Origin of the sequence: Allomuricauda sp. R78024 (assembly GCF_044596045.1) — a bacterium.
Taxonomy (GTDB): Bacteria; Bacteroidota; Bacteroidia; order Flavobacteriales; family Flavobacteriaceae; genus Flagellimonas.
This window is the reverse complement of the sequence record NZ_CP138995.1, coordinates 2,899,976-2,922,755: the sequence shown is the minus strand read 5'-3', so window position 1 is coordinate 2,922,755 and position 22,780 is coordinate 2,899,976. Positions and strand designations below refer to the sequence as shown.

General features: G+C 35.9%; 20 protein-coding genes and 1 tRNA gene. 12 read left to right on the top strand and 9 right to left on the bottom strand.

All coding sequences use genetic code 11. The features are described from left to right. Nucleotides 1-3: 3 nt before the first annotated feature. Nucleotides 4-681, bottom strand: a complete 678-nt coding sequence (locus SJY44_RS13180; RefSeq protein ID WP_298927193.1) for a 3'-5' exonuclease — start codon at nucleotides 679-681, stop codon at nucleotides 4-6. Next, entirely contained in the window at nucleotides 681-2,600 is a 1,920-nt protein-coding gene (locus SJY44_RS13175; RefSeq protein WP_396590073.1) for a DUF294 nucleotidyltransferase-like domain-containing protein, read from the bottom strand. The genes SJY44_RS13180 and SJY44_RS13175 overlap by 1 nt, the downstream gene beginning before the upstream one ends. Nucleotides 2,601-3,317: 717 nt before the next feature. On the opposite strand from SJY44_RS13175, the gene SJY44_RS13170 reads away from it, so the two are divergent. From SJY44_RS13170 to SJY44_RS13140, 7 genes are all read left to right on the top strand, one after another. Then, on the top strand, nucleotides 3,318-5,651 hold the full coding sequence (locus tag SJY44_RS13170) for a response regulator (protein WP_396590072.1): 2,334 nt from the start codon (nucleotides 3,318-3,320) through the stop codon (nucleotides 5,649-5,651). A gap of 304 nt (nucleotides 5,652-5,955) precedes the next feature. Then, nucleotides 5,956-6,771, top strand: coding sequence for a DUF4412 domain-containing protein (locus SJY44_RS13165; protein ID WP_396590071.1), 816 nt, complete (start codon nucleotides 5,956-5,958; stop codon nucleotides 6,769-6,771). A 10-nt stretch (nucleotides 6,772-6,781) separates the two neighbouring features. Further along, a complete protein-coding gene (locus SJY44_RS13160) occupies nucleotides 6,782-7,399 on the top strand; it encodes a hypothetical protein (protein WP_396590070.1) in 618 nt (205 codons plus the stop codon). A gap of 7 nt (nucleotides 7,400-7,406) precedes the next feature. Beyond that, nucleotides 7,407-8,981, top strand: a complete 1,575-nt coding sequence (locus tag SJY44_RS13155; RefSeq protein ID WP_396590069.1) for a hypothetical protein — start codon at nucleotides 7,407-7,409, stop codon at nucleotides 8,979-8,981. 2 nt (nucleotides 8,982-8,983) lie between these two features. Next, nucleotides 8,984-10,762: an OmpA family protein gene (locus SJY44_RS13150; protein ID WP_396590068.1), complete on the top strand. Its 1,779-nt coding sequence runs from the start codon at nucleotides 8,984-8,986 to the stop codon at nucleotides 10,760-10,762. 41 nt (nucleotides 10,763-10,803) lie between these two features. Then, nucleotides 10,804-11,361 carry a hypothetical protein gene (locus SJY44_RS13145; protein ID WP_396590067.1) on the top strand — a complete coding sequence of 186 codons (558 nt, stop codon included), beginning with the start codon at nucleotides 10,804-10,806 and terminating at the stop codon, nucleotides 11,359-11,361. A gap of 85 nt (nucleotides 11,362-11,446) precedes the next feature. Beyond that, entirely contained in the window at nucleotides 11,447-11,869 is a 423-nt protein-coding gene (locus SJY44_RS13140; protein WP_396590066.1) for a hypothetical protein, read from the top strand. A gap of 323 nt (nucleotides 11,870-12,192) precedes the next feature. Here SJY44_RS13140 and SJY44_RS13135 read toward each other — a convergent pair. Continuing rightward, nucleotides 12,193-12,269 (bottom strand) — tRNA-Met (locus SJY44_RS13135). Between the two features lie 136 nt (nucleotides 12,270-12,405). On the opposite strand from SJY44_RS13135, the gene SJY44_RS13130 reads away from it, so the two are divergent. Both SJY44_RS13130 and SJY44_RS13125 read left to right on the top strand, forming a co-directional pair. Continuing rightward, nucleotides 12,406-12,789 carry an START-like domain-containing protein gene (locus tag SJY44_RS13130; RefSeq protein WP_396590065.1) on the top strand — a complete coding sequence of 128 codons (384 nt, stop codon included), beginning with the start codon at nucleotides 12,406-12,408 and terminating at the stop codon, nucleotides 12,787-12,789. Nucleotides 12,790-12,843: 54 nt separating this feature from the next. Next, complete coding sequence (locus SJY44_RS13125) at nucleotides 12,844-13,689, top strand: aminotransferase class IV (RefSeq protein WP_396590064.1); 846 nt, start codon at nucleotides 12,844-12,846, stop codon at nucleotides 13,687-13,689. 1 nt (nucleotide 13,690) lies between these two features. Here SJY44_RS13125 and SJY44_RS13120 read toward each other — a convergent pair whose 3' ends face one another. The 5 genes from SJY44_RS13120 to SJY44_RS13100 form a co-directional block, all read right to left on the bottom strand. Beyond that, nucleotides 13,691-14,251: a YqgE/AlgH family protein gene (locus tag SJY44_RS13120; RefSeq protein ID WP_298927185.1), complete on the bottom strand. Its 561-nt coding sequence runs from the start codon at nucleotides 14,249-14,251 to the stop codon at nucleotides 13,691-13,693. Between the two features lie 125 nt (nucleotides 14,252-14,376). Then, nucleotides 14,377-14,649: an HU family DNA-binding protein gene (locus SJY44_RS13115; protein ID WP_055392938.1), complete on the bottom strand. Its 273-nt coding sequence runs from the start codon at nucleotides 14,647-14,649 to the stop codon at nucleotides 14,377-14,379. Between the two features lie 176 nt (nucleotides 14,650-14,825). After that, nucleotides 14,826-15,794, bottom strand: coding sequence for a methionyl-tRNA formyltransferase (gene fmt, locus SJY44_RS13110; RefSeq protein ID WP_396590063.1), 969 nt, complete (start codon nucleotides 15,792-15,794; stop codon nucleotides 14,826-14,828). After that, on the bottom strand, nucleotides 15,772-17,664 hold the full coding sequence (locus tag SJY44_RS13105; RefSeq protein ID WP_396590062.1) for an ATP-dependent DNA helicase RecQ: 1,893 nt from the start codon (nucleotides 17,662-17,664) through the stop codon (nucleotides 15,772-15,774). Before SJY44_RS13105 ends, fmt begins: the two co-directional genes overlap by 23 nt. Beyond that, nucleotides 17,664-18,227, bottom strand: a complete 564-nt coding sequence (locus SJY44_RS13100; protein ID WP_298927173.1) for an ATP-binding protein — start codon at nucleotides 18,225-18,227, stop codon at nucleotides 17,664-17,666. The genes SJY44_RS13105 and SJY44_RS13100 overlap by 1 nt, the downstream gene beginning before the upstream one ends. Nucleotides 18,228-18,316: 89 nt before the next feature. Here SJY44_RS13100 and SJY44_RS13095 point away from each other — a divergent pair, with 89 nt between their 5' ends. From SJY44_RS13095 to murA, 3 genes are all read left to right on the top strand, one after another. Next, on the top strand, nucleotides 18,317-18,604 hold the full coding sequence (locus tag SJY44_RS13095) for a DUF493 family protein (protein WP_298927170.1): 288 nt from the start codon (nucleotides 18,317-18,319) through the stop codon (nucleotides 18,602-18,604). Nucleotides 18,605-18,689: 85 nt separating this feature from the next. Then, nucleotides 18,690-19,355, top strand: a complete 666-nt coding sequence (locus tag SJY44_RS13090) for a DUF4290 domain-containing protein (RefSeq protein ID WP_298927168.1) — start codon at nucleotides 18,690-18,692, stop codon at nucleotides 19,353-19,355. 15 nt (nucleotides 19,356-19,370) lie between these two features. Continuing rightward, nucleotides 19,371-20,678: a UDP-N-acetylglucosamine 1-carboxyvinyltransferase gene (murA, locus tag SJY44_RS13085; protein ID WP_298927165.1), complete on the top strand. Its 1,308-nt coding sequence runs from the start codon at nucleotides 19,371-19,373 to the stop codon at nucleotides 20,676-20,678. Between the two features lie 27 nt (nucleotides 20,679-20,705). Here murA and SJY44_RS13080 read toward each other — a convergent pair whose 3' ends face one another. Further along, nucleotides 20,706-22,679, bottom strand: a complete 1,974-nt coding sequence (locus SJY44_RS13080) for a tetratricopeptide repeat protein (RefSeq protein WP_396590061.1) — start codon at nucleotides 22,677-22,679, stop codon at nucleotides 20,706-20,708. Nucleotides 22,680-22,780 lie beyond the last annotated feature (101 nt).

Here is a 22,780-nt window from a genome sequence, read left to right as displayed (position 1 = left end):
TTCTCAAAGTCCAAATTTTGGTGGCTTTTGTTTGTTGATGAGGTCACCAAGATTTTTTGGCTTGAGCTTGTCTAAAATAGCAAGGAAAGATATCACGGTAATATAGGCATCTCCCAAGGCTGTATGCCTATCTTTTTTGGAAATGCTAAATTTTTCTGCCAAATCATCCAAAGAATACTGCTCTTTCTTTTGCAGTACAGGTGAGGTAAGTAAGGTTCTTTTGTAAAGTAATCCAGTATCAAGTGTTTGGTTTTTCAGTTTGGGTAATCCATTACGTTTTAAGGCCTCGTTGATCATGGTAACATCGAACATTACATGATGTCCAACCAAAACATGATTTTTAATGTAGGATAAGAATTGTTCCAACGCTTCAATTTCAGTAATGCATTCTTTCTTTCCTTTTTTAAGAATACCATGAATCTCAGCACTATCAGCATTATAATGAGTTTGGGTAATGTATACCTCAAAACTTTCTTTAACCAGAATATTTTTGTTGATGAGTTTCAAAGCCCCAATACTAAGGATTCTATCTCTATCAAAACTAAACCCCGTAGTTTCTGTATCGAAAATTACAAACTGATTTTCATTAATGTTGACAGGAAGTTTATCTTTAAACTGATTGGAATAGTCTTTCCAGAAAGTTGGTAAATCCTGTTGTTTTCTCTTTTGAAAAAGTCTCATTACCCTAAAATATTCTTGATTTGAAACCGTACCTGCAATAATTCTTGAATTTCCTTAATGGTTTTAAAAGTTCTTTTAAGTTTTATTTTTTCTTCTTTGTTGAGCTTGTCCAAAGCTATAAACCTACCTGAATCATTATGTTGCAAACCTTGAATGGTCCTAAATTTTAATAACGCTTTGCTGGCATAGGAACATGCCAAATAGAATTCTTTGTTTTGGGGTTCCAGTTCTGCCAGTTTCTCATAGCGTTCCGCCGTATTGTTGATAGACTTTACAGAATGGGAGAGAATCAATACTCTTGCCGCATCTATCAGGGGCATCAATGCACGAAGTTTAAGATCAAAAAAATCTTTATGGGCTCCATCCTGTTCCACTAAAAAATCCCTGAAAAACCCAGTAGGAGATGGGTTCTGTAAAGCTCCACTGGCTAAATGTGTTAAGAACAACGGATGGTCTTTTACACTCTCAAAAATGTGTTTAGAAAGCTCATCAGTAAGCTTTTTATCTCCATAGGTAACATTGTAATCAAAAAAGATGGAGGATAAGAGCACTTCATCGGGTCCAGGGTTACTGATCCAATGGGTGGTCACCTCTTTCCATTCGCTTAGGCTATGGCACCATAATGGATTGGAAGCCATCATTTCTGCAGGACAATATTCGTAACCTATAGTATTAAGTTCCTTGGTTATCATTGCTCCAAGTTTCAAAAAGTAAGCAGTGGTCTCTTTTCGCTTGTTTTTTGGGACATCTTCAAAAAGAATGGCGTTGTCCTGATCTGTATTCAATAATTGTTCAGCCCTTCCTTGGCTTCCCATGGTGAGCCATGCAAATCTAACGGGCGGCTCGGTATCCATATTTTTGATGACAATTTTTATCACCTGTTTTATTGTGGCATCATTTAGCTCAGATATAATTTTGGAAACTAGCCTAATAGGAATGTTCTCCTCTAAATATCCCCTTAGCAAATTCATTACCCCATGCCTTATAGAACGTAAACTTTTGGTGCTTCTACATCTTTTAATGGCCCGCATTAGTACCGCAGGATTGTTACCGATTGCCACCATTACATCATGTTTGGACAGTATTCCCACTGCAGGAGTTTCAGGAGTTCCATCCTCGGTTAAGCATAAATGGCTTATGTTGCTTTTCATCATGGCCATTTGAGCCTGGGTAATGGTAAGCTCTCTTGGGTACGTGATAACAGGGGATGTCATAACCTCTTTTGCTGTCCCAGTAATAGGCACCAGACCCGTAAAAATCTTATTTCTGATATCTTTATCTGTTATAATACCAACAGGAAGGTTCTTTTTTACAACCAGAATACACCCCACATTGTTAATGGTCATGGTATTGGCAAGCACCTTTATTTTGGTGCTTTCTGAGCAAGTGACCAAATTTGTGGAATAACGAACTGGTTGAAGATCCAGAAGTTTACTTTCCGGATTTGTATCAGTACTATTAGAAACACCATATAGCTTTCCACTATGTTTTATTGAATATGGATTGCGGGTGTTAGAAGCAAAGCTTTCAATCAAAAAATCACCTACCCTTTTATTTTCAAGGGCAATGGGCTTAAATTCCTTGATTGGGATAGCATATAATATCGTTTCCTCATGTGCCTTTGCCTCTAATTTGTATTTCTCCTTTGCCATTAAGGGGCGCAAACCAAAAATATCTCCCTCATCACATATATCCAGAATATTGGTCGTGTCTTTTTTTGCAAGGGCTATGGCACCTTTGTGGACTACATAAAAATATTCATGAGGTTCCTCATTTTCTGTGAAAATTATACTGTTGTTTTCTTTGTAGATAATGGATACTTCGTAGGAAAGCTTTTGTAACTGATTCCCCTCCAAGATATTAAAAGGAGGGAAGTTTTTAAGAAAATCTGCAACCCGTTCAGAAATGGTATTTTTCATACCACAAATTTAGGTCTAAAACCAATTGCCGGGATATGTAAAAAGAAAAAAGCCAAGAAGAGAGCCATAAATAGTGATGCTCCTTTATTTTACTATTTTTAGTTACCTAAAATCAATATGATGAAATACTACGTTCTGCTTTTTCATATTCTTATTGTGATGTCACCCAAAGCGCAGACGGAAAAGAAGGTTGATAGCGTATTGCAGGTTTCCGAACTCAAATTGGGAGGTATTGAATCAAAAATAGAATTGTATAATCGATTAGAGCTACTAACAAGCATTAATGAAAAGATAACTTTCCTTAACAACTACGAGCGCAAAGCGAAAAAAGAAAACAATACCTCTCATTTGTTATTTGTACAGTTCCTTAAAGGAGAAGTTTTTTTTGGAACGGAAAACCTCAAAGAGTCATTTACAAGCTATCATAAGCTACTATCACTTTCCAAAACAGAGAAAGATGTGGACAACGAATTTTTGGCATATACGAGTTTAATGCACTACCATTATAAAACTCAGAAAGAAGATTCTATCAAACTATATATGGCAAAGGCAAAAGAGTTTATAGGTAGAATGGATAACAGTTATTACAAGACAATTTACTTACGCAGACAGGCGGAGTATTATATAAAGAAAGAAGATTATCAGAGTGCTTTAACCCAACTTTTACACATAAGCAAGATTGAGCTTACTCGTGAAACATCTATTCATTGTAATGCTTTGACCAATATAGGATGGATTTATGAGCATTTAAGCTATCCGGAGCGGGCGAAAATATACTATCTAAAAGCATTTAATGTTGCAAAAAAAATAGAAGCCAAAAGGTTTTTTAACTTTTGTAAATTAAAGTTAGCGCATATAGAATTATTTAATCTGAATAACCCCCACAAGGCTTTAGAAGAATACAAACAGCTTGAAGAAGAATACAAGAATTCGAATAAATATCAAGAAGGTGTACTGTATGGTACTATTGGATATGCCTATGTGCTAACTAATAAGCAAGAAGAAGCGCTTCATTATCTAAAAAAATCACAGAATTTTTTTGAAAAAACCGGCGACAGTATATATTTATGTCTACCATATACCTATTTTACGCATTACTACAATAAATATGGGCAGTATGAAAACGCCATTCAAAGTGGAGAGACTGCGTTAAAGATTATAGAAAACAAAAACCTTTTTAAAGCTAGAAAATTAATTCTTCTAGATAAGTTGGCAGAATCTTATATGGCCATTGGTGATAAAGACAAAGCGTACAATTTATTAAAAGAATTAAACGACATTAAGACAACTTTAGAAACAAAAAAAAATAACATTGCCTTTATTGAAAGTCAGCAAGAAAACAAAGAGAATCAAGAAAAGTTACAAATAGTTGAATTAAAAAATCAAATCTTAAACAAGAATAGAACGCAATATATTTTCTCTCTTTTTTTGGTGGGCGCAATTTTAATCCTTACACTATTTTTCTATCGAAACCGGCAAAAAACAAATACGAAACTTCGTGAAATTGATACCCTAAAAACTAACTTTTTTACCAATATTTCACATGAATTTAGAACTCCGCTAACGTTAATCTCCTCGCCAATACAGGAAACCCTGGAAGAATTGGATTTATCAGGTGAAAAAAGAAAACATTTTGAAATAGCCCAGAGAAATACGAAAAGACTCTCATCTTTAGTAGACCAGCTTTTAGAGCTTTCAAAAATTGATAGTGGAAATCGAAAATTACTATTGCAGAAGAATAGTGCGATCCAAATGATAGCTGCGTGGTGTGAATCATTTTTATATCTCGCCAAACAAAAGAATATCAACTTTAAAACAGATATTCAAAATAAGGAAGAAAAAGTTTGGTTTGACCGGGAAGCTCTTGAAAACATTGTTGTCAATCTGCTGGGGAATGCTATAAAATACACCCCAGTGAAGGGTGAGATTCTTCTTCAGGTAACTATTGAAAACAATTTTTTATGGATTAAGGTTAGAAATTCAGGCCAAGGTCTTGGGAATAAACAAATCAAAACAATTTTCAATCGATTTTATCAAACAGATGGCCAAAATGAAGGCGCTGGAATTGGATTGTCTCTAGTAAAAGAGTTGACAGAATTACATGGGGGAAAGATAAGTGTTACCAGCGAAGTAAATAAGTGGTCATTATTTGAGGTTTCGTTATGTATAGAGAAAGAAAAACTTAAAAATGCAGAGATTAGAGAAACTATTGATCCTTTACCTATTGTTACTTCCCTTAATCAAGAAACAAAAGAGCTTCATGAGGAAATAACAAGGCAAGACAATGAACTTCCAATTCTTCTTATTGTTGAAGATAATGCAGACGTAAGAACTTTGTTAACTGATACCTTTAAAAAAGAATACGAGGTGGTACAAGCGATAAATGGAGAGGAAGGTATTTTAAAAGCTTTGGATGTAATACCGGATATCATCATTTCTGATTTAATGATGCCTATAAAAGATGGTATTGAGCTTACCGATACGCTTAAAAATGATGAACTCACCAGTCATATTCCCGTTATTCTTTTAACAGCAAAAGCAGGTGATGAAAATGAGTTAACTGGTATTGAAACAGGCGCAGATGATTACATTACCAAACCTTTTAATCAAAAAATTCTAAAATCAAAAACAGCTTCATTGGTTGCACTAAGAAAAAAGTTGCAATCAAGATATAGCCAAGAAGTTATTTTAAGACCTAAGGATATTGCAATTACATCCGTTGATGAAAAGTTTCTTGAGCGGGTTCAAATTATTCTTGGTGAAAAGCTCAAAGCATCAACTTTTACAATTGAAGACTTTAGTAAAACCATGAACATGAGTCGTATGCAATTGCATAGAAAACTAAAAGCCTTAACGGGACTCTCAGCTTCAGAATTCATAAAATCACAACGACTAAAATTAGCGGTTCAAATTCTAACAAACTCAGATATTAATATATCAGAGGTAGGCTATACAGTAGGATTTAATGACCACGCCTATTTTAGTAAATGCTTTAAAGAAGCCTATAATTGTACACCTTCAGAATTCTTGGCAGCAAAAAAATCCACCTGAACAACTCTACAAATACTACTGTTTAGAGCCTTGTTACATGACTTATAGCTCTTGTTACATATTTTATAGCCCTTTCTAAAACCACAGACTACATTCGCTTTTGAATGCGATTATGAATTGCATTTCTCAAAGTCAAGTTGGCCATGGAGCAAAAGCATAATAGCCTTAAAGGTACACTTGATAGTTCCCCCGAAAAACAAATTTACTTAAACATCAACCATTTAAAGGATGGTAGTTATGTTTTAAAAATCATCCATAGAAATAAGGTGATTAAAAAGATAAGTTTTAATAAAAAGTAAGGGGTATGAAAAAAATAAAAATGGTGCTATTAATTGCAGCACTAAGTTTTTCCATAGTTAGTAATGCACAGTTTTGGAAAAAACTAACAAAAAAAGCTGAAGCAGCAGCTAAAGACAAAGTTGCCCAAAAAGTTGAAGAAAAAACAGCAAAAGAAACAGAGAAAACTTTTGATACTGTATTTAACAATAAAGGCAAGCTTTTTAAAAAGAAAAAAGCAGAAAAACTACCCACTTATAAATTCACCCATCAATACATCATGGAAGTTATTAGTGAAAAGGAAACTATAGATATCATCTACTATTTAACCAACCAAGATGAATATATGGGTAGTTCTTTTACTGCAGGTAAAGACCAAGAGTTTTTTACCGTGATGGATTTGCCCAATTCTGCTATACACACCTTTATGGATTTTGGCGACCGTAAAACAAGTAGTTCCATACAAATTGATTTGGACGAAGTCGAAGACGCTGAAATGAATAGCAATGAGTTTACTATTTCGGCCACTGGTAAGTCTAAAGAAATTATAGGGTATATATGTAAAGAATTTCAAGTTACTGGACCGCAGCTGTCAGGAACAGTTTGGGTGACACAAGAAGCAGATATTTCATTTCAAAAAGCGTTTACACAACTAAAATCAAAGAAAATAAAGCGATTAAAAGGTATAGATCAATCATGGGTGAGCATGGTAGACGGTCTTACTCTTGAAATGAAAATGATAGACTACTCACAAAAAAATCCCAAACCAATAAAAATGATTTGCACATCACTAAGAGAAACCAATTTTAGCATTGAAACCGCTGATTACAATAACTCATTTTAAAACTAAACAAATGAAAAATATAATTGCTTTATTAATATTTACGCTTTTCATAGCCTGTAAAAGCGATAAAAAAGACTCGTCCACTATATCAAGTTCTGCCCCAACTAACGAAGTAAAAGCCGATACCAAGGCCTTAGAGTCCGGGGACTACAGTTCGCTGTTAATCGACTTCAAATGTGATATTGATATTTCTGAACTAGCGCAAGTACTTGAAGTAGCTGAAACAGACCTTAACCTCTCGCAATATCCACGGCAAGGAAAATGTGCTTTTAACCTCAAAGGTTTTGGGAAAAACACTTTAGGTGATGATTCAGGAATCTCATGGGGCCCCTTTCCAACTGCAAAGGCGCAGAATAAAAAAGAAATCGAGAGTTATTTAAAACGAAAAAGGGAAGGCTTAAAAATTATGGGAATGGACATACAACTAGCGGAAACAGGTGACTGTTATCTAGCATACCAACCCGCTCACGGTAGACTCCTCATTTACAATGAACATTATGACCAAGCTTTTTTAATGAACTATGGTATTAGAAGCGCAAATAACGACCGTACTAAAGAACAACATGAAGAGTTACGGTTGAAAATGACTGATTTAGCTAATTACCTACTCAAGAAACATAGAAAATAATATAACAATGAGAATCATAATCATTCTATCATTTTTACTATTCGGCTATTTAGGAAATACCCAATTAATAGACCCCTTTGGAAAAGTTGTTACGCATGAAATAAAATTAACCAAACTGGATGATGGTGCTTATATGGGTGCTATGGAATGGACAACCGGAGGTATTGATTCTTTACAACGTTTTGTGGTTAAAGGGCTCTCGGTCAAAGCCCCTGTGATGGTGAGGATTATTTCAAAAGCCCCTAACCACAACATTGACCTAAGTTTTCATAAAGAAAAATGGGATAATGTCGAATCACAAATTTCAACTGACGGTGAAAAGTTCGTAGATAAAATATTTAGAACTATGGGAATTGCCGGTATTGGCGTGTCTTCAAAAGTCGCTGGTATTCCATACTTAATTATTGTTAAAGTAGGACTGCAATTTCCATCAACCAAAAGCCTTATTAGAGTCACGGATGATATAGAAGAATACAACAGGCATTTAAGTAATTTGGGTATTGCAACTATAGCTGACACTGATAAGAATGGGACATCTTTCAAAAATGAGGGCATTGCTGAAACTAATTCAGAAAAAAATGACAATACACTCACGTATATTATTATTGGGTTACTGTCCTTAATTATAGTATTGCTAGGGGTGTTTTTAATTCGAAAACAAAAATCCAAAACCACCCTTGTTCTTTGGTTTGCGCTGTGTCTTTCGGCTTATACAATGGCGCAGTCCAATGCACCGAAATCAGTACCTATTGGTAATCCAAATGGAGATGCGGTATTTGTTGAATATCGTACAAGCAATGTAGCTAACCAAGTACCAGTTGAAACCGTAATGAATATAGGTGCGGCTGATATGGTCGTTGCAGGAGACACCTCTTTAGAAACAGTTCTTCTTCGTATGGACACTGCACCAGGAGTTAGAGAATTAACTGGTGAAGAAGCTGCAGAAGTTCTAAGAAGAATAAAAGAAGCTAATGAAGAATTTGATAGGGATTACCGTGAAAATATGCCCGGTGAACCTACTGATGGTGATCAAAGAGTACCTCCTTCTGATCAAACCGGTGAAGCGTTAGAGCAGTTAAGAAGACAGGTTCGGCAACTCCAACAAGAAGTTGCTTTGCTATCAGAACGTGATCGAGAGTTTGATGAGGAAAATCAAAATAACGAAGCTCAAATTGTTATTTTATGTGATGATATAATTGCCTGCACACGCTGTCTTCAGCAATGGAGAAGCAAACTACAAGTTAGGGATGCCTACTTTCAATACCTTCAAAGTTTTTATGCCCATGAAATTAAAGACATAAATAACAAAATAGCATGGGGTAATGCTGGATCTAATGTCCATGGAGTAAGCGCAATTGTTTGGCAACGTATTCTACATGATAATATAATGCCTGCTGTAAGAACTCTTAAGATAGCATATAACACCAAATTTGATGAATATATTGAATCTATGAGAAGAGTAGTAGCTTCCATGGAGACATGTCATACAACTCAAAATCCTGATGGTAGGCAAAGCAGAGCAATAAAAGAGCAAGCAAAAGCTCTAGTAGAATATTATAGTAGAACTAAAATTATTGACTAAAAATGAAAAACTATATCCTATTAGTCGCAATAACTGCTCTTTTTTATTCATGCGCTGAAGCTGTCAAAGAAGATAGCAGTTCAGAGGTCGATTCTGAAAATAGAATCAATTCCGAAGAAAACCAATCAGAAGCATCAACTGAGGATTTAGAAGTTTCACTAGAACAACTGGGCGGGCTTTTTAACACTGGTGATAAAGAAGAAAATAATGTTTCTCCTGAAACAGAAGCACTGAAAAAACTATTGCAAATGAGCGGTAGCTCAGAAGATGGGAGTATGGGCTCATTGCAAGAAATGATTTCGATGGAGGTCATTTTAGATTTGCTCGAAGACAGCGGAGTTTCACGAGAGGAAATGGAAAAACTCATCAATAACCCAGATAGTCTAAAAATTCTTGCCCAGGAAGCCATAAAGAATAGAGAAGAAGCTCGGCTAGCAAAAGAGGGTAACATCGCCAAAGGCAAAATATCTAAAGAACAATTGGCATCAAAAAACACTGCTACTGGAGTTTCCTTAGAGGAAGCCATTCTGTTGGTACAGGCAGAATCTGGGCCGGAAGCAACGATGGCCAAATTAAAAAAGATTGATTCCTTGGCTGGTACCAACGTTATGGAGCAAATGGACCTTACAGAAGCAAGTTACTTAATGCAAGATGTGGCTGGGAAAAATGAAGTACCGGCCAGTGAGGACGAACTAGAAAAGATAGAAGCCTTACGAAAATTATCGGGCCAATTGCATAGCGACAAGGAAGCAGTAGAATTACTTGCCCAATTGGAGAAAACAGAAGAGGCAATTGCTTCAGGTGAATTAAAGGCCAGTCCTCGTTACCAGCGTACCATTGAGCATCAAAGAAAAACAGTCAAGATATTTAAAAAAGATTTTGAGCGAAAGGCAAAAACTGCCAAGAAAAAATTTAAACAGTTAAACCCCAATTTATATTTTGGAGAAGAAGCCGGGCAAACTTATGTAGGTCATATGAGAAAGGCGGTCTATTTGCCTTTAGGTAAACTTTCATTTGCTGATAGGGTTGTAAAAGCAAACCACCCCAAATTAATGACCCAACAAAAAAACAATGTGCTAGGTGAACCAGATGTAATTAAAGGTTTTGATGTGGAAGATATAACTGGTATACACAGTTTGGGTCTTGGTGGCACGCTCACGATTCAATTTATTGATAATGCCTTGACCAATGTCAATGGCCCTGACCTCTATATTTTTGAAATTGGTCAAATTGAGCCGACTAACCTAGAAATTTCAAAAGATGGTAAAACTTGGGTAAGGGTTGGCAAAATTGATGGCGGCGTTTCTGAGGTTGACATTGCCCCTTTTGTAAAACAGGGAGAACTGTTTTACTATGTACGACTCACCGATTTAAAAATGGACAGTGGTTTACCAGGTGCCGATGTTGATGCTATTGCAGCTATTGGTGCGGCCATGCGCTTGAACTTAGATAGCAAAGTGTTATTTGCCACGGGTAAATCTGTATTAAAACCGGAAGGCATTGATGCTTTAAAAGTATTGGCCAAAAGTATTTCTGTACTCAAAAAAGGAAGTGTCATTGTAGAAGGCCATACGGATGATGTAGGTAGTGCCGAGAGTAATCAAAGATTGTCTTTGGCAAGAGCAAAAAGCGTATCTGCCGAGTTAAAAAAATTAATACCTGGAGCTGGCTTTAGATGGAAAGAAAAAGGTCTAGGAGAATCTAAACCTTTGGTAGAAAACGATAGTGATAAGAATAGAGCCAAAAACCGAAGGGTTGAGGTGCTGGTCTTACCAAATTAAAATAGTTCCCCATAACTATTAATTATTTGAAACTAAAAATGATGAAAACAATTTTAAGTACAATCGCAGTAGTATGTATGGTCTTTTCAGTTAAGGCCAACGATTTGAAAATTCAAAAGATGAATTTAAGTTACTCCTCGACAACGGTTAATGTAGATGACCCGATAGATCTTTCAAGTATTATGAAAGATGTTCTAGGCAATAAAAGAGCCTATTTTATGACCGGGTCATTAACGATTCTTAAAGCTCCAAAAAAGGGCGATGTGGCCTCTTCCTTAGATCTTTCATTTCGTAACAGCATAATTATTGCCTATAAAGGTCGTGACTATATTCAGGCCAACCCTAAAGGAAAACGTAATGACAATAACCAAAGCAACGAGGTGAGAATTTATGTGCACCAAGACAGTCAGGGAAAGGTTGACAAAAGAAATGTAAAACTAAATTGGAAAAGCGGTTCAACTGGCGAAATTGTTGGCATTTTATCCAATGTTAATGTGCTATACCAAAATGAAAGCATTTTAATTACCGGATCATTCCAAAAAAATGGATATACCGTAGGGGTTAGTCTTGCTATCTCAAAAGAGGCCAAGCTTATTTAAGAAGGTTGGATCAAGTGGCTCTCTTTGATTTAAGAAAACCACTTAATTTCTTAAAACGTTATTACTCGCAGAAAGAGGAAGCAATATGAAAAACATATTAATACTAATTTTTTTAATAACAAATCTAGGGTTCAATAGCCAAGTATTCTCTCAATCACTTCAAGAAAGAGTAATAGGAAAATGGCAGTTGGTACAAACAAGCGGAGGTATAACTGGGCGAGGGTTTCCAATAAAGAAGAAAATCGTCATAGAATTTACACCTGAGTGTAGGTTTAACAGGTATGAAAATGATTCTTTGAAATCCACCAGAACCTATCATTTAACAAAATCTAAGGCGCGTTATTCCGGGCAAGGCTATAAAGATATACTCGATATCGGCAAAGGAGAGTCATTTAATAATTCAATAAGAATCAATAAGAATCAACTGATTTTAGCACATGAGGTGGCAGATGGGTTTATAAAAATTTATAACAAGACAAGCGCTAAAAAGGAAATTGAAGCTGAATAAAATTTATACTTTAAAAATGGAAATTATGAAAAATGCAGACGTTGATACAAATGACTATCATGCCGTAATGAACCATTTTGGACTAGACTATTAAAACCTCTATAGTTGTAATTAAAGAACCTTGGCTTTAACAGAGGTTCTTTAATAACTGATTTCAACTTCTCATTTCCTATCAAATGTTGAATGAATGAGCTAAGAATCAGAGATGTTGTGTAATTTAAGATGCACAATTTTCGTAATAACCTTGCTTTGCACTCTAAGGTTTTTGGAACGAATGTGTTTAATCCCTATAAAACAAAAAACCCTTGAATTTCAAGGGTTTATGGTAGCGAGAGGGGGACTTGAACCCCCGACCTCAGGGTTATGAATCCTGCGCTCTAACCACCTGAGCTACCTCGCCATGGTGCCGTTAAGCGGGTGCAAATATAAAGTTTAATTTTTGCTCAATCAAAATTCAAATTAATTTATTATTTGATATTTATTTTTATATCTTCCCGAATTATATCAAATGTTGAAAGGAAAAATTGAGCACTATAATGAGTGATAAGATTAAATTTGAAATAGAGTTTGTTATTCAAGCTTCTCCACAGTTGCTTTACCAATATATTTCCACTCCCTCTGGTTTATCTGAATGGTATGCAGACAATGTAAATTCCCGTAGTGAAATGTTCACTTTTATTTGGGATGGTTCTGAGGAAAATGCAAAGATGTTGAAACGAAAAAGTGATGAGTTTGTTAAGTTTTCTTGGGAAGAAAATGAAGACGACAGCTTTTTTGAAATGCGCATCATTGTAGACGAAATTACTAAGGATGTTTCTTTGTTCATAACTGATTTTGCTGATGAGGATGAAGTGGATGAGGCAAAAATGCTTTGGGAAAACCAAGTATCGGATCTTAAACAAGTACTTGGATCAAAATAGAAGGGTTCTTAACTAAAACGTATATTTGGCCTTGATTTTTTCAAGGCTTTTTTTATGGTCAATTTTAACGGCAAACTTTTTTCAGAAGAAAAAAGTATTTTCAATTATAACAATAGGGGACTAAAGTACGGTGATGCTCTTTTTGAAACTGTTAGGTGCATTAATGGTACTATCTTTTTTTGGGAAGATCATTATTTTAGGTTGATGGCCTCCATGCGGATCCTAAGAATGGAAATCCCTATGGAATTTACTTTGGAGTTTCTTGAAGAAGAGATTATAAAAACTATCACTGAAAATGGTTTTGAAGCAAAGCCAGCTAGGGTTAGATTGACCGTTTTTAGGAACGAAGGAGGATTGTACAATCCCACAACTAATGAAGTTTCATTTGTTATAGAAACAAGCTCGTTGGAATCTCCGTTTTATCTTATCGATGAGGTAAGTTATGAAGTGGAGCTGTTCAAAGATTATTTTGTGAACAAAGACATGCTCTCCAACTTAAAAACCACCAATAAAATACTTAATGTTGTGGCAAGTGTTTACGCAAAAGAAAATGGATATAATAATTGTTTGCTAATCAATAATGATAAACAGGTTGTTGAAGTCATTAACGGAAACCTTTTCTTGATAAAAGGGAATATTATAAAAACACCACCTTTAGATGATGGCTGTTTGAATGGTATTATTAGAAAAAAACTAATGGAAATAATTGACTCTACTGAGGATTATCAATTGTTGGAAGAATCCATATCACCATTTGAACTTCAAAAAGCAGATGAACTTTTTATAACAAATAGCATTCAGGGTATAAGACCTATATACAAATACCGGAAAAAAGAATATACTAATACTGTTGCAAAAAATCTTTTGGGAAAATTGAATGCCAAAGCTAGAATTGGCTAAATCAGTTTAGAGAGGGATTTTCAGGGGCATTGGACCATAATAAATAATCACCACCCAATTCCACCATTTTCTCCTTCCAAAATGCATTGGAAGATTTTTCTAGGATGCTGCTTTCATACTCATTTTGCACTACTACCCATGATTTTGAAGAAAGCTCTTGGTCTAACTGGCTAGAGTCCCAACCAGAATACCCCAAAAAGAAACGGATATCTTGTTCCGAAATGGTTTTGTTATTGATAAGCTCAACGGTTTTCTCAAAATTACCTCCCCAGAAAATACCATCCGAAATTTCGATGCTATCATCAATAAGTTCAGGAACTTTATGAATAAAATATAGGTTGTCCTGCTCCACAGGCCCACCATTGAAAACTTTGAAGGGAATTGTAATCTCAGAAATAAGGTCACATATATTGTAATCCAATGGTTTATTCAGGATAAACCCTACAGAACCTTCATGGTTATGCTCAGCGAGTAAGACTACAGACCGATTAAAAGAAACATCACCAGTTAGTGTGGGTTCCGCAACCAATAATTTCCCTTTTTTAGGTTCATCGCTAACCATAGTGCAACATTCTTATTTCTAAATGTAATATAATATCTGATAATTACAAAAAACTACAACTTTGTTAAAATAAAAAAGCACTTCTTTTAAAAGAAGTGCTTCTATATATCTGAAAATCTAATTGATTAGTTTACAGAGCCGCTCAATTCTGCTCCTGCTTTGAACTTTACAACGTTCTTAGCTGCAATCTTGATAGTTTGTCCCGTTTGTGGGTTTCTACCATCTCTTGCGTTTCTCCTGGATACTGACCAAGAACCAAAACCTACTAAAGAAACTCTGTTTCCTTTTTTAAGTGATCCCTCTACATTTCCTAAGAAAGATTCCAATGCTTTTTTGGCTGCTGCCTTAGTGATGCCCGCATCGGCTGCCATAGCATCGATTAATTCTGTTTTGTTCATAATGGAATTAAATTAATTGTTGTTAATATAATTTTAATGCTAAACAAATTTATATGGATTTGCTTTTAACGCAAGTAAAACCAAGGGAAATAGGGCTTTTTGTTAATAACTTGAAAGGTTTGTTGATAAAGTTGAAAAAAAATGGGGTCATTTGCAAGCCTAGTGATAGTAAGGGCTTAGCGAAGATGAGCAGTTTTATCAAAATTTAGACCATTCAGAATTTCAGATACTTGCATTTTTCGCTTCCCTGGTAATTGTAATTCAAGAATTTGAAGATATCCTCCTTTTGTAGCAACTTTTAAAGTCTTTTTATCTGAAAAAAGATTACCGATAGGATGCTCATGTTCGCAAGGTTCCATTTTTGTTTTATAAATTTTCATGCCTTCTTCCTTTCCATTATTTATCAAATGTGTCCACGCAGCGGGATAAGGACTCAGGCCTCTTATAAAGTCCTGTATTTTGTTCAATGGAGCGTTCCAATTTATTTGGCAGGTTTCTTTATGAATTTTGTGGGCTGGTTTTAAATCATCAAATTCTTTTTGTGCAGTGGTTGAAAAATCATTGTTGGCAATTTGCAGACAGGTTTCCACAACTAGTTTAGCACCAAGCTCCATTAACCTATCATGCAGTGTACCCACATTATCTTCCGGATATATTGCTTCGGTTTTTTGAAGTATAATGTTTCCTGTATCAATTTTGTCATCGATAAAGAATGTAGTTACGCCCGTTTCTGTTTCACCATTAATGATGGCCCAATTTATTGGAGCCGCACCACGATACTGGGGTAGGAGAGAAGCATGAAGGTTAAACGTTCCGTATTGGGGCATTTGCCAAACGACTTTGGGCAGCATTCTAAAAGCAACCACTACCTGAAGATTTGCACCTAGATTTCTTAGTTCATCCAAAAACCCTTCATCCTTAAGGTTTGTAGGCTGTAATACTTTTAGATCATGTGCAACCGCAAATTGTTTAACCGCTGATTCTTGAATTTTTCTACCCCTACCTGCTGGTCTATCCGGAGCTGTGATTACACCTACAACATCAAGGCCAGCGTCTAGAATGCTTTTTAGAGTTCCCACTGCAAAGTCGGGAGTGCCCATAAATACAATTCGTAAAGGATTATTATGTTTTGATGATGTATTCATTCTTCTGATTCAATATAATTAATTCGTCCTCTAACAATCTTTGTAGCACCTGTAGTACTATCTTTTCTTCACCTTCAACTATTTGCATTAATTGTCTAGAGGTATGCGGAGCCGTCTTCAAGAGGTCAAATACCCTATCTTTTAATGTGCCTGAGGGCACATTGTCCTTTTTTGTGCAAATATCGCATGTACCGCATTTATCTTTTGCTTTTTCTCCAAAATAGTTTAGTAAGAAAACACTGCGACATACTTTCGTGTTTTTTACATAATCCAACATGGAGGTCATATTGTCCTGTTTTACAGTATTGAAATCTCTAATTTTTTTTGCAAACAGGTTAATGGTACGATCGTCCTCTCTAGGCACTAAAAAAGTAACCTCTAAATCACTTGTGATATTTTTATACTCTGCAATACCATCTTTGTGTAATTGTTCCAGTATTTTTTTAATGACTTTTTCTTGTACTCCAGTTTTTTTGGATAATAGATGAAGATTTATTTTCGTTTCATAATCTGTTATTCCTCCATAAGTACGCAGAATGGTTTGAATGATAGGAGCCTTTTTACGATTGTTTTTTAGATATTCAAAAATACCTGCTTTTGAAGCTACAAATTTGAGTGCAGTCTTTTCATTAAAAGTATCGGACAATGCAATTACGGAGTTTTGGTCAAGAATCCTTAATCCGTTATAAGCCATGTTAGGATTAAACTCATATCGTTTACAAAACTTATTGAATTTTAATGCAAAGGTTTCTGCAGTTGATTCCCCATAAGAAATCTGAAAATAGTTATTCAACTGCATATATAGTTTCTTTACAAAATCAACATCTGGCAAAGAGGATAAAAATTGTTGTTTTGCCAATTCTTCATCTTCTTTTGTAGTAAGAAGAATAGCTGTTGATGTATTACCGTCTCTTCCTGCTCTTCCTGCTTCTTGAAAATAACTCTCTAAACTATCTGGTATTTGATAATGCACGACCAGCCGCACATTAGGTTTGTCCACGCCCATCCCAAAAGCGTTGGTAGCAACCATAACATTTACTTTCTCTTTTAACCAATGCTCTAACCTTTGCTCTTTTTCAGCTCTTGAAATCCCACCATGAAAAAACGAGGCTTTAAAACCATTTTTGTTCAAAAACTCAGAAAGAAACAAAGACATTTTACGGGAACGCACATAGACAATTGAACTTCCAGGGTTGGCACTCACGTATTTTTTTAACTGATAGCGTTTGTCTTCTGTCTCTTTTACTTTAAAAACAATGTTTGACCTAGAAAAGGAATCTTTAAATATTTTAGCCTGATTTAACCGTAGGTTTTCAACAATATCTTCCACCACCTTCGGTGTTGCGGTAGCGGTGAGTGCAATCATAGGGGCATCTGGAGCTAAGTCTTTAAGAATGGCACAATCTAAGTAAGCAGGTCTAAAATCGTTTCCCCATTGAGAGATACAGTGTGCCTCGTCAATAGCGATAACATTTATGTTCATTTCCATTATTCTTTCCTGAACTATGGATTGCTGAAGACGTTCAGGAGATAAATACAAAAACTTATAATTCCCGTACAGACAATTATCTAAAAGGTCGTTTAACTCCTCAAAAGAAATACCACCAGTAAGCGCAAGAGCTTTGATACCTCTTTCTTTTAACTGACTTACTTGGTCTTGTATTAAAGCAACTAAAGGTGAAACAACAATGCAAATACCATCTTTTAACAAGGCCGGAATTTGATAGCAAGCAGATTTTCCTCCTCCAGTGGGCATTAATGCCAATACATCTTTCCCATCTGAAACAGTATCAATGATTTCTTTTTGAGACCCTCTAAAACCATCATGACCCCAGTACTCTTTTAAAATGGTTTTAGCTTCCTTTTGCACTAGTTAGGATTAAGTGTTTCCAAAACAAATGCTATACGATCAGAAACTGGGTTTTTTGGTACAATAATGGGATCGTACCCAAACCTAGTATAGGTGTTGACTAGAGCCTCGTGAATTTTCTCTGCCTCATCAAATGTTTCCAGTCTTTCGTTGTCAGATATGTAAATCTCTTGCCACGGGGGCACAATAAATATGGAGTCGTAGCGATGGTCCTCACAAGCAGAAATAAATTCTTCCTGATACGTTTGATCAAAGAAGTCCATATATGCAAGGACATCCGGAACACCACGATCAAAGAAACTAAAAGGAACGTCTAATTCTAATGAATTTTTGTAGTGTTGCACCCTGCCAGAAAGTAAATCTTTATTGAACTGTAAAGCATCCTCTACAAAGACCAAAGGGTTGGATACAAATGCTTCCGCCTCTCCTTCTTTTTTTGCATTTGAGGTCATATCCCTGATAATTTCGTGAAAACAATAATAACCTTTGTCTTCCAACCCATTTATGATAGATGTTTTTCCTGTTCCCGGTGCTCCTGTAATGACTACTTTATTGTTGTTCAACCACAAATATTTATAAACACAAAGTAATGAAATAGGAAGAAGGAAAAAAAATTGTAGACTAACCCATATCTTTGTAAAAAAATAGCAGAATGGAGAAGGAGAAATCCGATGAGTTTTATTCTAGGCTTAAAGAACAATTGTTGGAGACCACAAAATGGCCATCTAACTATTTATACAAATTTATTGTGCCTACGGATGAGGAGCGAATAGAGCAAATAAATAACATTTTCAACAACACAGGGGCGGTCATAGAATCAAAAAAATCTAAAAAAGGTACGTATACCAGTATTTCCATTACTGTACATTTAGACAGTCCTGACGAGGTAATTGCCAAATACAAGGAAGTATCTACAGTAGAAGGGGTTATTTCCCTTTAAATCACGCGGATTGCTATAATTTTATTATTTTGCGAACGTTATTGGATATACTTCCCAATAATTTAACTTCATTAAACTCTTTAATTTGAATCTAGTAGAGAATTTAGAATATAATACAGAGCGCTCTAAGCTCATCATTCCCGAGTATGGCCGTCATTTTCAAAAAATGGTTGACCATGCAGTTTCCATAGCGGATAGGGAAGAACGAAATAAAGTTGCAAAATCCATTATAAGTGTAATGGGCAATCTACAGCCGCATTTTCGTGATGTTCCTGATTTTCAGCATAAACTATGGGATCAACTTTTTATCATGTCTGATTTTAAATTGGATGTAGATTCCCCTTTCCCAATTACCCCTAAAGAAGTATTGCAACAACGTCCAGAACCTTTGGAATATCCGCAAAACCATCCTAAATACAGGTTTTATGGAAACAACATCAAAAGAATGGTAGATGTTGCCATAAGCTGGGAAAAGGGCGATATGCGTTCTGGCTTGGAATATGCCATAGCAAATCACATGAAAAAATGCTATCTGAACTGGAACAAGGATACTGTGGAAGACTCAGCAATCTTTAATCATCTAAAAGACTTGAGCGATGGACAGATTGATTTAGCTCCGGATGGTGAAAGTTTGACTGATAGTGGACAATTCCTTAAGAATCGCTTGGCCAAATCTAACAGGAACGGCACCAGTAACAATAACAATAAGAAAGGTCAGCGAAACAATAATAGAGGAAAAAAGAGGTATTAAATTCCAAAGGAATACATGGGAACATTTCGAATAGAGGGTGGCCACCAACTTCATGGTGAAATTACACCTCAAGGCGCAAAGAACGAAGCACTACAAATTCTTTGTGCGGTTTTGCTTTCAGGAGAAAAAATCACTATTAATAATATTCCAGATATTATTGATGTAAATAAGCTTATCGCTTTGCTGGAAGATTTGGGTGTTAAAATCCAAAAAAAAGGTAAAGGGTCCTATACTTTTAAAGCAGATGACATCAACTTGGAGTACTTGCAATCTGACCAGTTTAAACAAGATGGTCGCGGGTTGAGGGGTTCCATTATGCTTGTAGGTCCGTTATTGGCAAGATTTGGAAAGGGCTATATACCCAAACCAGGTGGAGACAAAATAGGAAGAAGACGTTTGGATACCCATTTTGAAGGGTTTATTAAGCTTGGAGCAAAATTTAGATATAACAAGGAGGAATATTTTTACGGTGTAGAAGCTGAAAAACTCAAGGGTACTTATATGCTTTTGGATGAGGCTTCTGTAACCGGAACCGCAAACATTGTAATGGCAGCCGTTTTAGCGGAAGGCACGACCACAATTTATAATGCTGCGTGTGAGCCTTACTTGCAGCAATTATGCAAGATGTTGAACAGAATGGGGGCGAAGATATCTGGTATTGGCTCCAATCTTTTGACCATTGAAGGTGTTGAGACTTTAGGAGGTACCGAGCATACTATGTTACCAGATATGATTGAAATTGGTAGCTGGGTAGGTTTGGCAGCAATGACCCGTAGTGAACTTACAATTAAGAATGTGAGTTGGGATGATTTGGGACAAATACCCAATGCTTTTCAAAAATTGGGTATCAAGCTAGAACGTAAGGGTGATGACATCTATATTCCGAGACATGAGAATGGGTATGAGGTACAGAATTATATTGATGGTTCAATTCTTACGATCGCTGATGCTCCATGGCCAGGTTTGACACCGGATTTGTTGAGTATTCTGTTGGTTGTGGCCATCCAGGCAAAAGGTGAGGTGGTCATTCACCAAAAAATGTTTGAAAGCCGATTGTTCTTTGTGGATAAGTTAATTGATATGGGTGCCAAAATTATTTTATGCGACCCACACCGTGCTACGGTTATTGGGCATGATTTTAAATCCACATTAAAAGCCACCACAATGGTTTCTCCTGATATTAGAGCTGGTGTTTCTTTGCTGATAGCGGCGCTTTCGGCCAAGGGAACTTCCACAATCAATAATATTGAGCAAATAGATCGCGGTTACGAAAATATTGATGAACGTTTGAGGGCAATAGGTGCTAAGATTGTTCGTGTTTAGTTTTTTGAGGCTATTTAATAGAATGCTTTAATTCTTTGGAATTAAGATTGTCACCTTTGTTCCAGTAGCAGTCCCTTTATTTAAGTTTTCTATCTTAATTAACTTCTCGCTTGTGAACCTTTTTAGATTTTCAATTCGTTTAGCCGTTATCGACATGCCCCTAGATGGATTTCCTGATTCCTCTTGCTTTTTATCAGTGTTGATTCCAATGCCATTATCCATTATGATACATTCCACAAAGTCATTTTTATCATTGAATGCTATTAAAAGTTCTTTTGAACCTTGTTTGGGCATTAAACCGTGTATTATGGCATTTTCCGCATAGGGTTGGACTAGTAACATAGGTAATTCATGTTCGTTGATATCCAGTTGATCATCGACAACCACATCGTAGCTGAATGCATTGTCGAATCGAAGTGATTCCAGTTCTAAATAAATTTTAAGCAATTCGATTTCTTCCCTTAAAACCAAATTTATGTTTATAGAACTTTCTAGTACCTGACGCAATAGCTTGGAAAATTTGGAAAGATAATTCAAGGCATTAATTCTGTCGTCAGAATTGATCAAGTGCTGTATAGAGTTCAGGGAGTTGAAGATAAAATGCGGATTCATTTGGGCACGCAACATTTGTTTCTCCAATCTTTGATTCATTTCCTCAATAATCTGGTTTTGCTCGGAGATTAACTGGTTTTTATCTTGTAATTGAGTATTTGCCCTCTTCTTTGCCCTAAACCTAAAGTAGAGTAATCCAGCAGAAAATAGGAGAAGGAATGCGATAATGGATAGATAAACCATCCTTCTGTTGTTGAGAGCAACCTGAGTGTTGAGCAGCGTCAACTGAAGTACATTCCCTTGGATTTCCCTGTCTTTGAGATATACTTCATGTTGTACTTGCAAATTTTGGATTTCCCTGACTTTTGCCTCATTGAGCAGGCTATCCTTGTAAGCCATCATTTGGTCAAGATGCTGTATAGCATTGGGAAGTTGGCCGATTTCCTCGTGGATTCTACTTGCTAGTTCATGTGCATCTTTTTTTTGTTCGTATGCTCCAATCATTGTTTTTAAAGACTCCAAGTTCTTGTTCGAATATTCAAGAGCCTTAGTATATCTTTTTTGACGGAACCACAGGTCGGCAAGATTTTGGTAAGCCACAACAACTTCTTGCTGTAGAGACAGTTTTTGGGCAAGCTTTAACGATTTTAAGAGATAATCTTCAGCTTGTTTCCATCGACCTAAATTAAGATAGCAGGTGCCAATTTCACCATACGAAATGGAAAGGTTTATTTCGTTATTCTGGGTTTTGTCGTAGGCAGCACCTTTTATAAATTTTTTAAGGGCAGCCTCATAGTCCTTATTTTCAAAGTCCATGTCTCCAAGGTTGACCAAAACAGTTTTTTCTTTATTGGCCCTATCAGCTTCTGGTACCACCTCCAGCGCTTTTTCATAACTTTCAACTGCTTTTTCTTGTTGGTCCATTAAATCATACAAAATCCCCAAATTTATATAGGTGTCTGATTTATCAGTATCCAGTTGAAGTGAATCTGCCAGTTTTAAATCCTTAAGGTAATAGTCTTGACTTGTTGAATAATCTCCAATGCGCTTATAAACGATACCCAAAGCTCCATAGTTAAGACTTACATCTTCAAATTTGCTATGAGCGATTGCCAGGGCAAGGGACTGTTTTAAATGGAAAAGTGATTCGGGATAGTTGCCAGCCATGCCATAACTTACCCCAATGGAATACAAACCTTTGATTTCTCCTTGTACAAAACCAATTTCCTTCGCTTTTTCTATACTTTGATCATATAGCTTTAGCGCTTCTTCGGTACTTTGGGGCCGTGTATAGTTGCCTCGCCATCTTATAAGACTAACCATTGTAGTATCATTGGCGGTCTTCATAAGATTTTTAATACTATCTAACTTTTTTGTTTGGGCAGAACAAAAAGTTGTAGCCAACAGTATGGTAATTAATGATTTAAACAAGGAAGTAGGAAGCCTCATAGATGATAATATAGTTAGTTATACCTAGACAAAATGCCTAATAAAACTGGAGGTTTCTTGGGAAATATGTATAAAACTAACTATTAATTGTATAAGTGGAC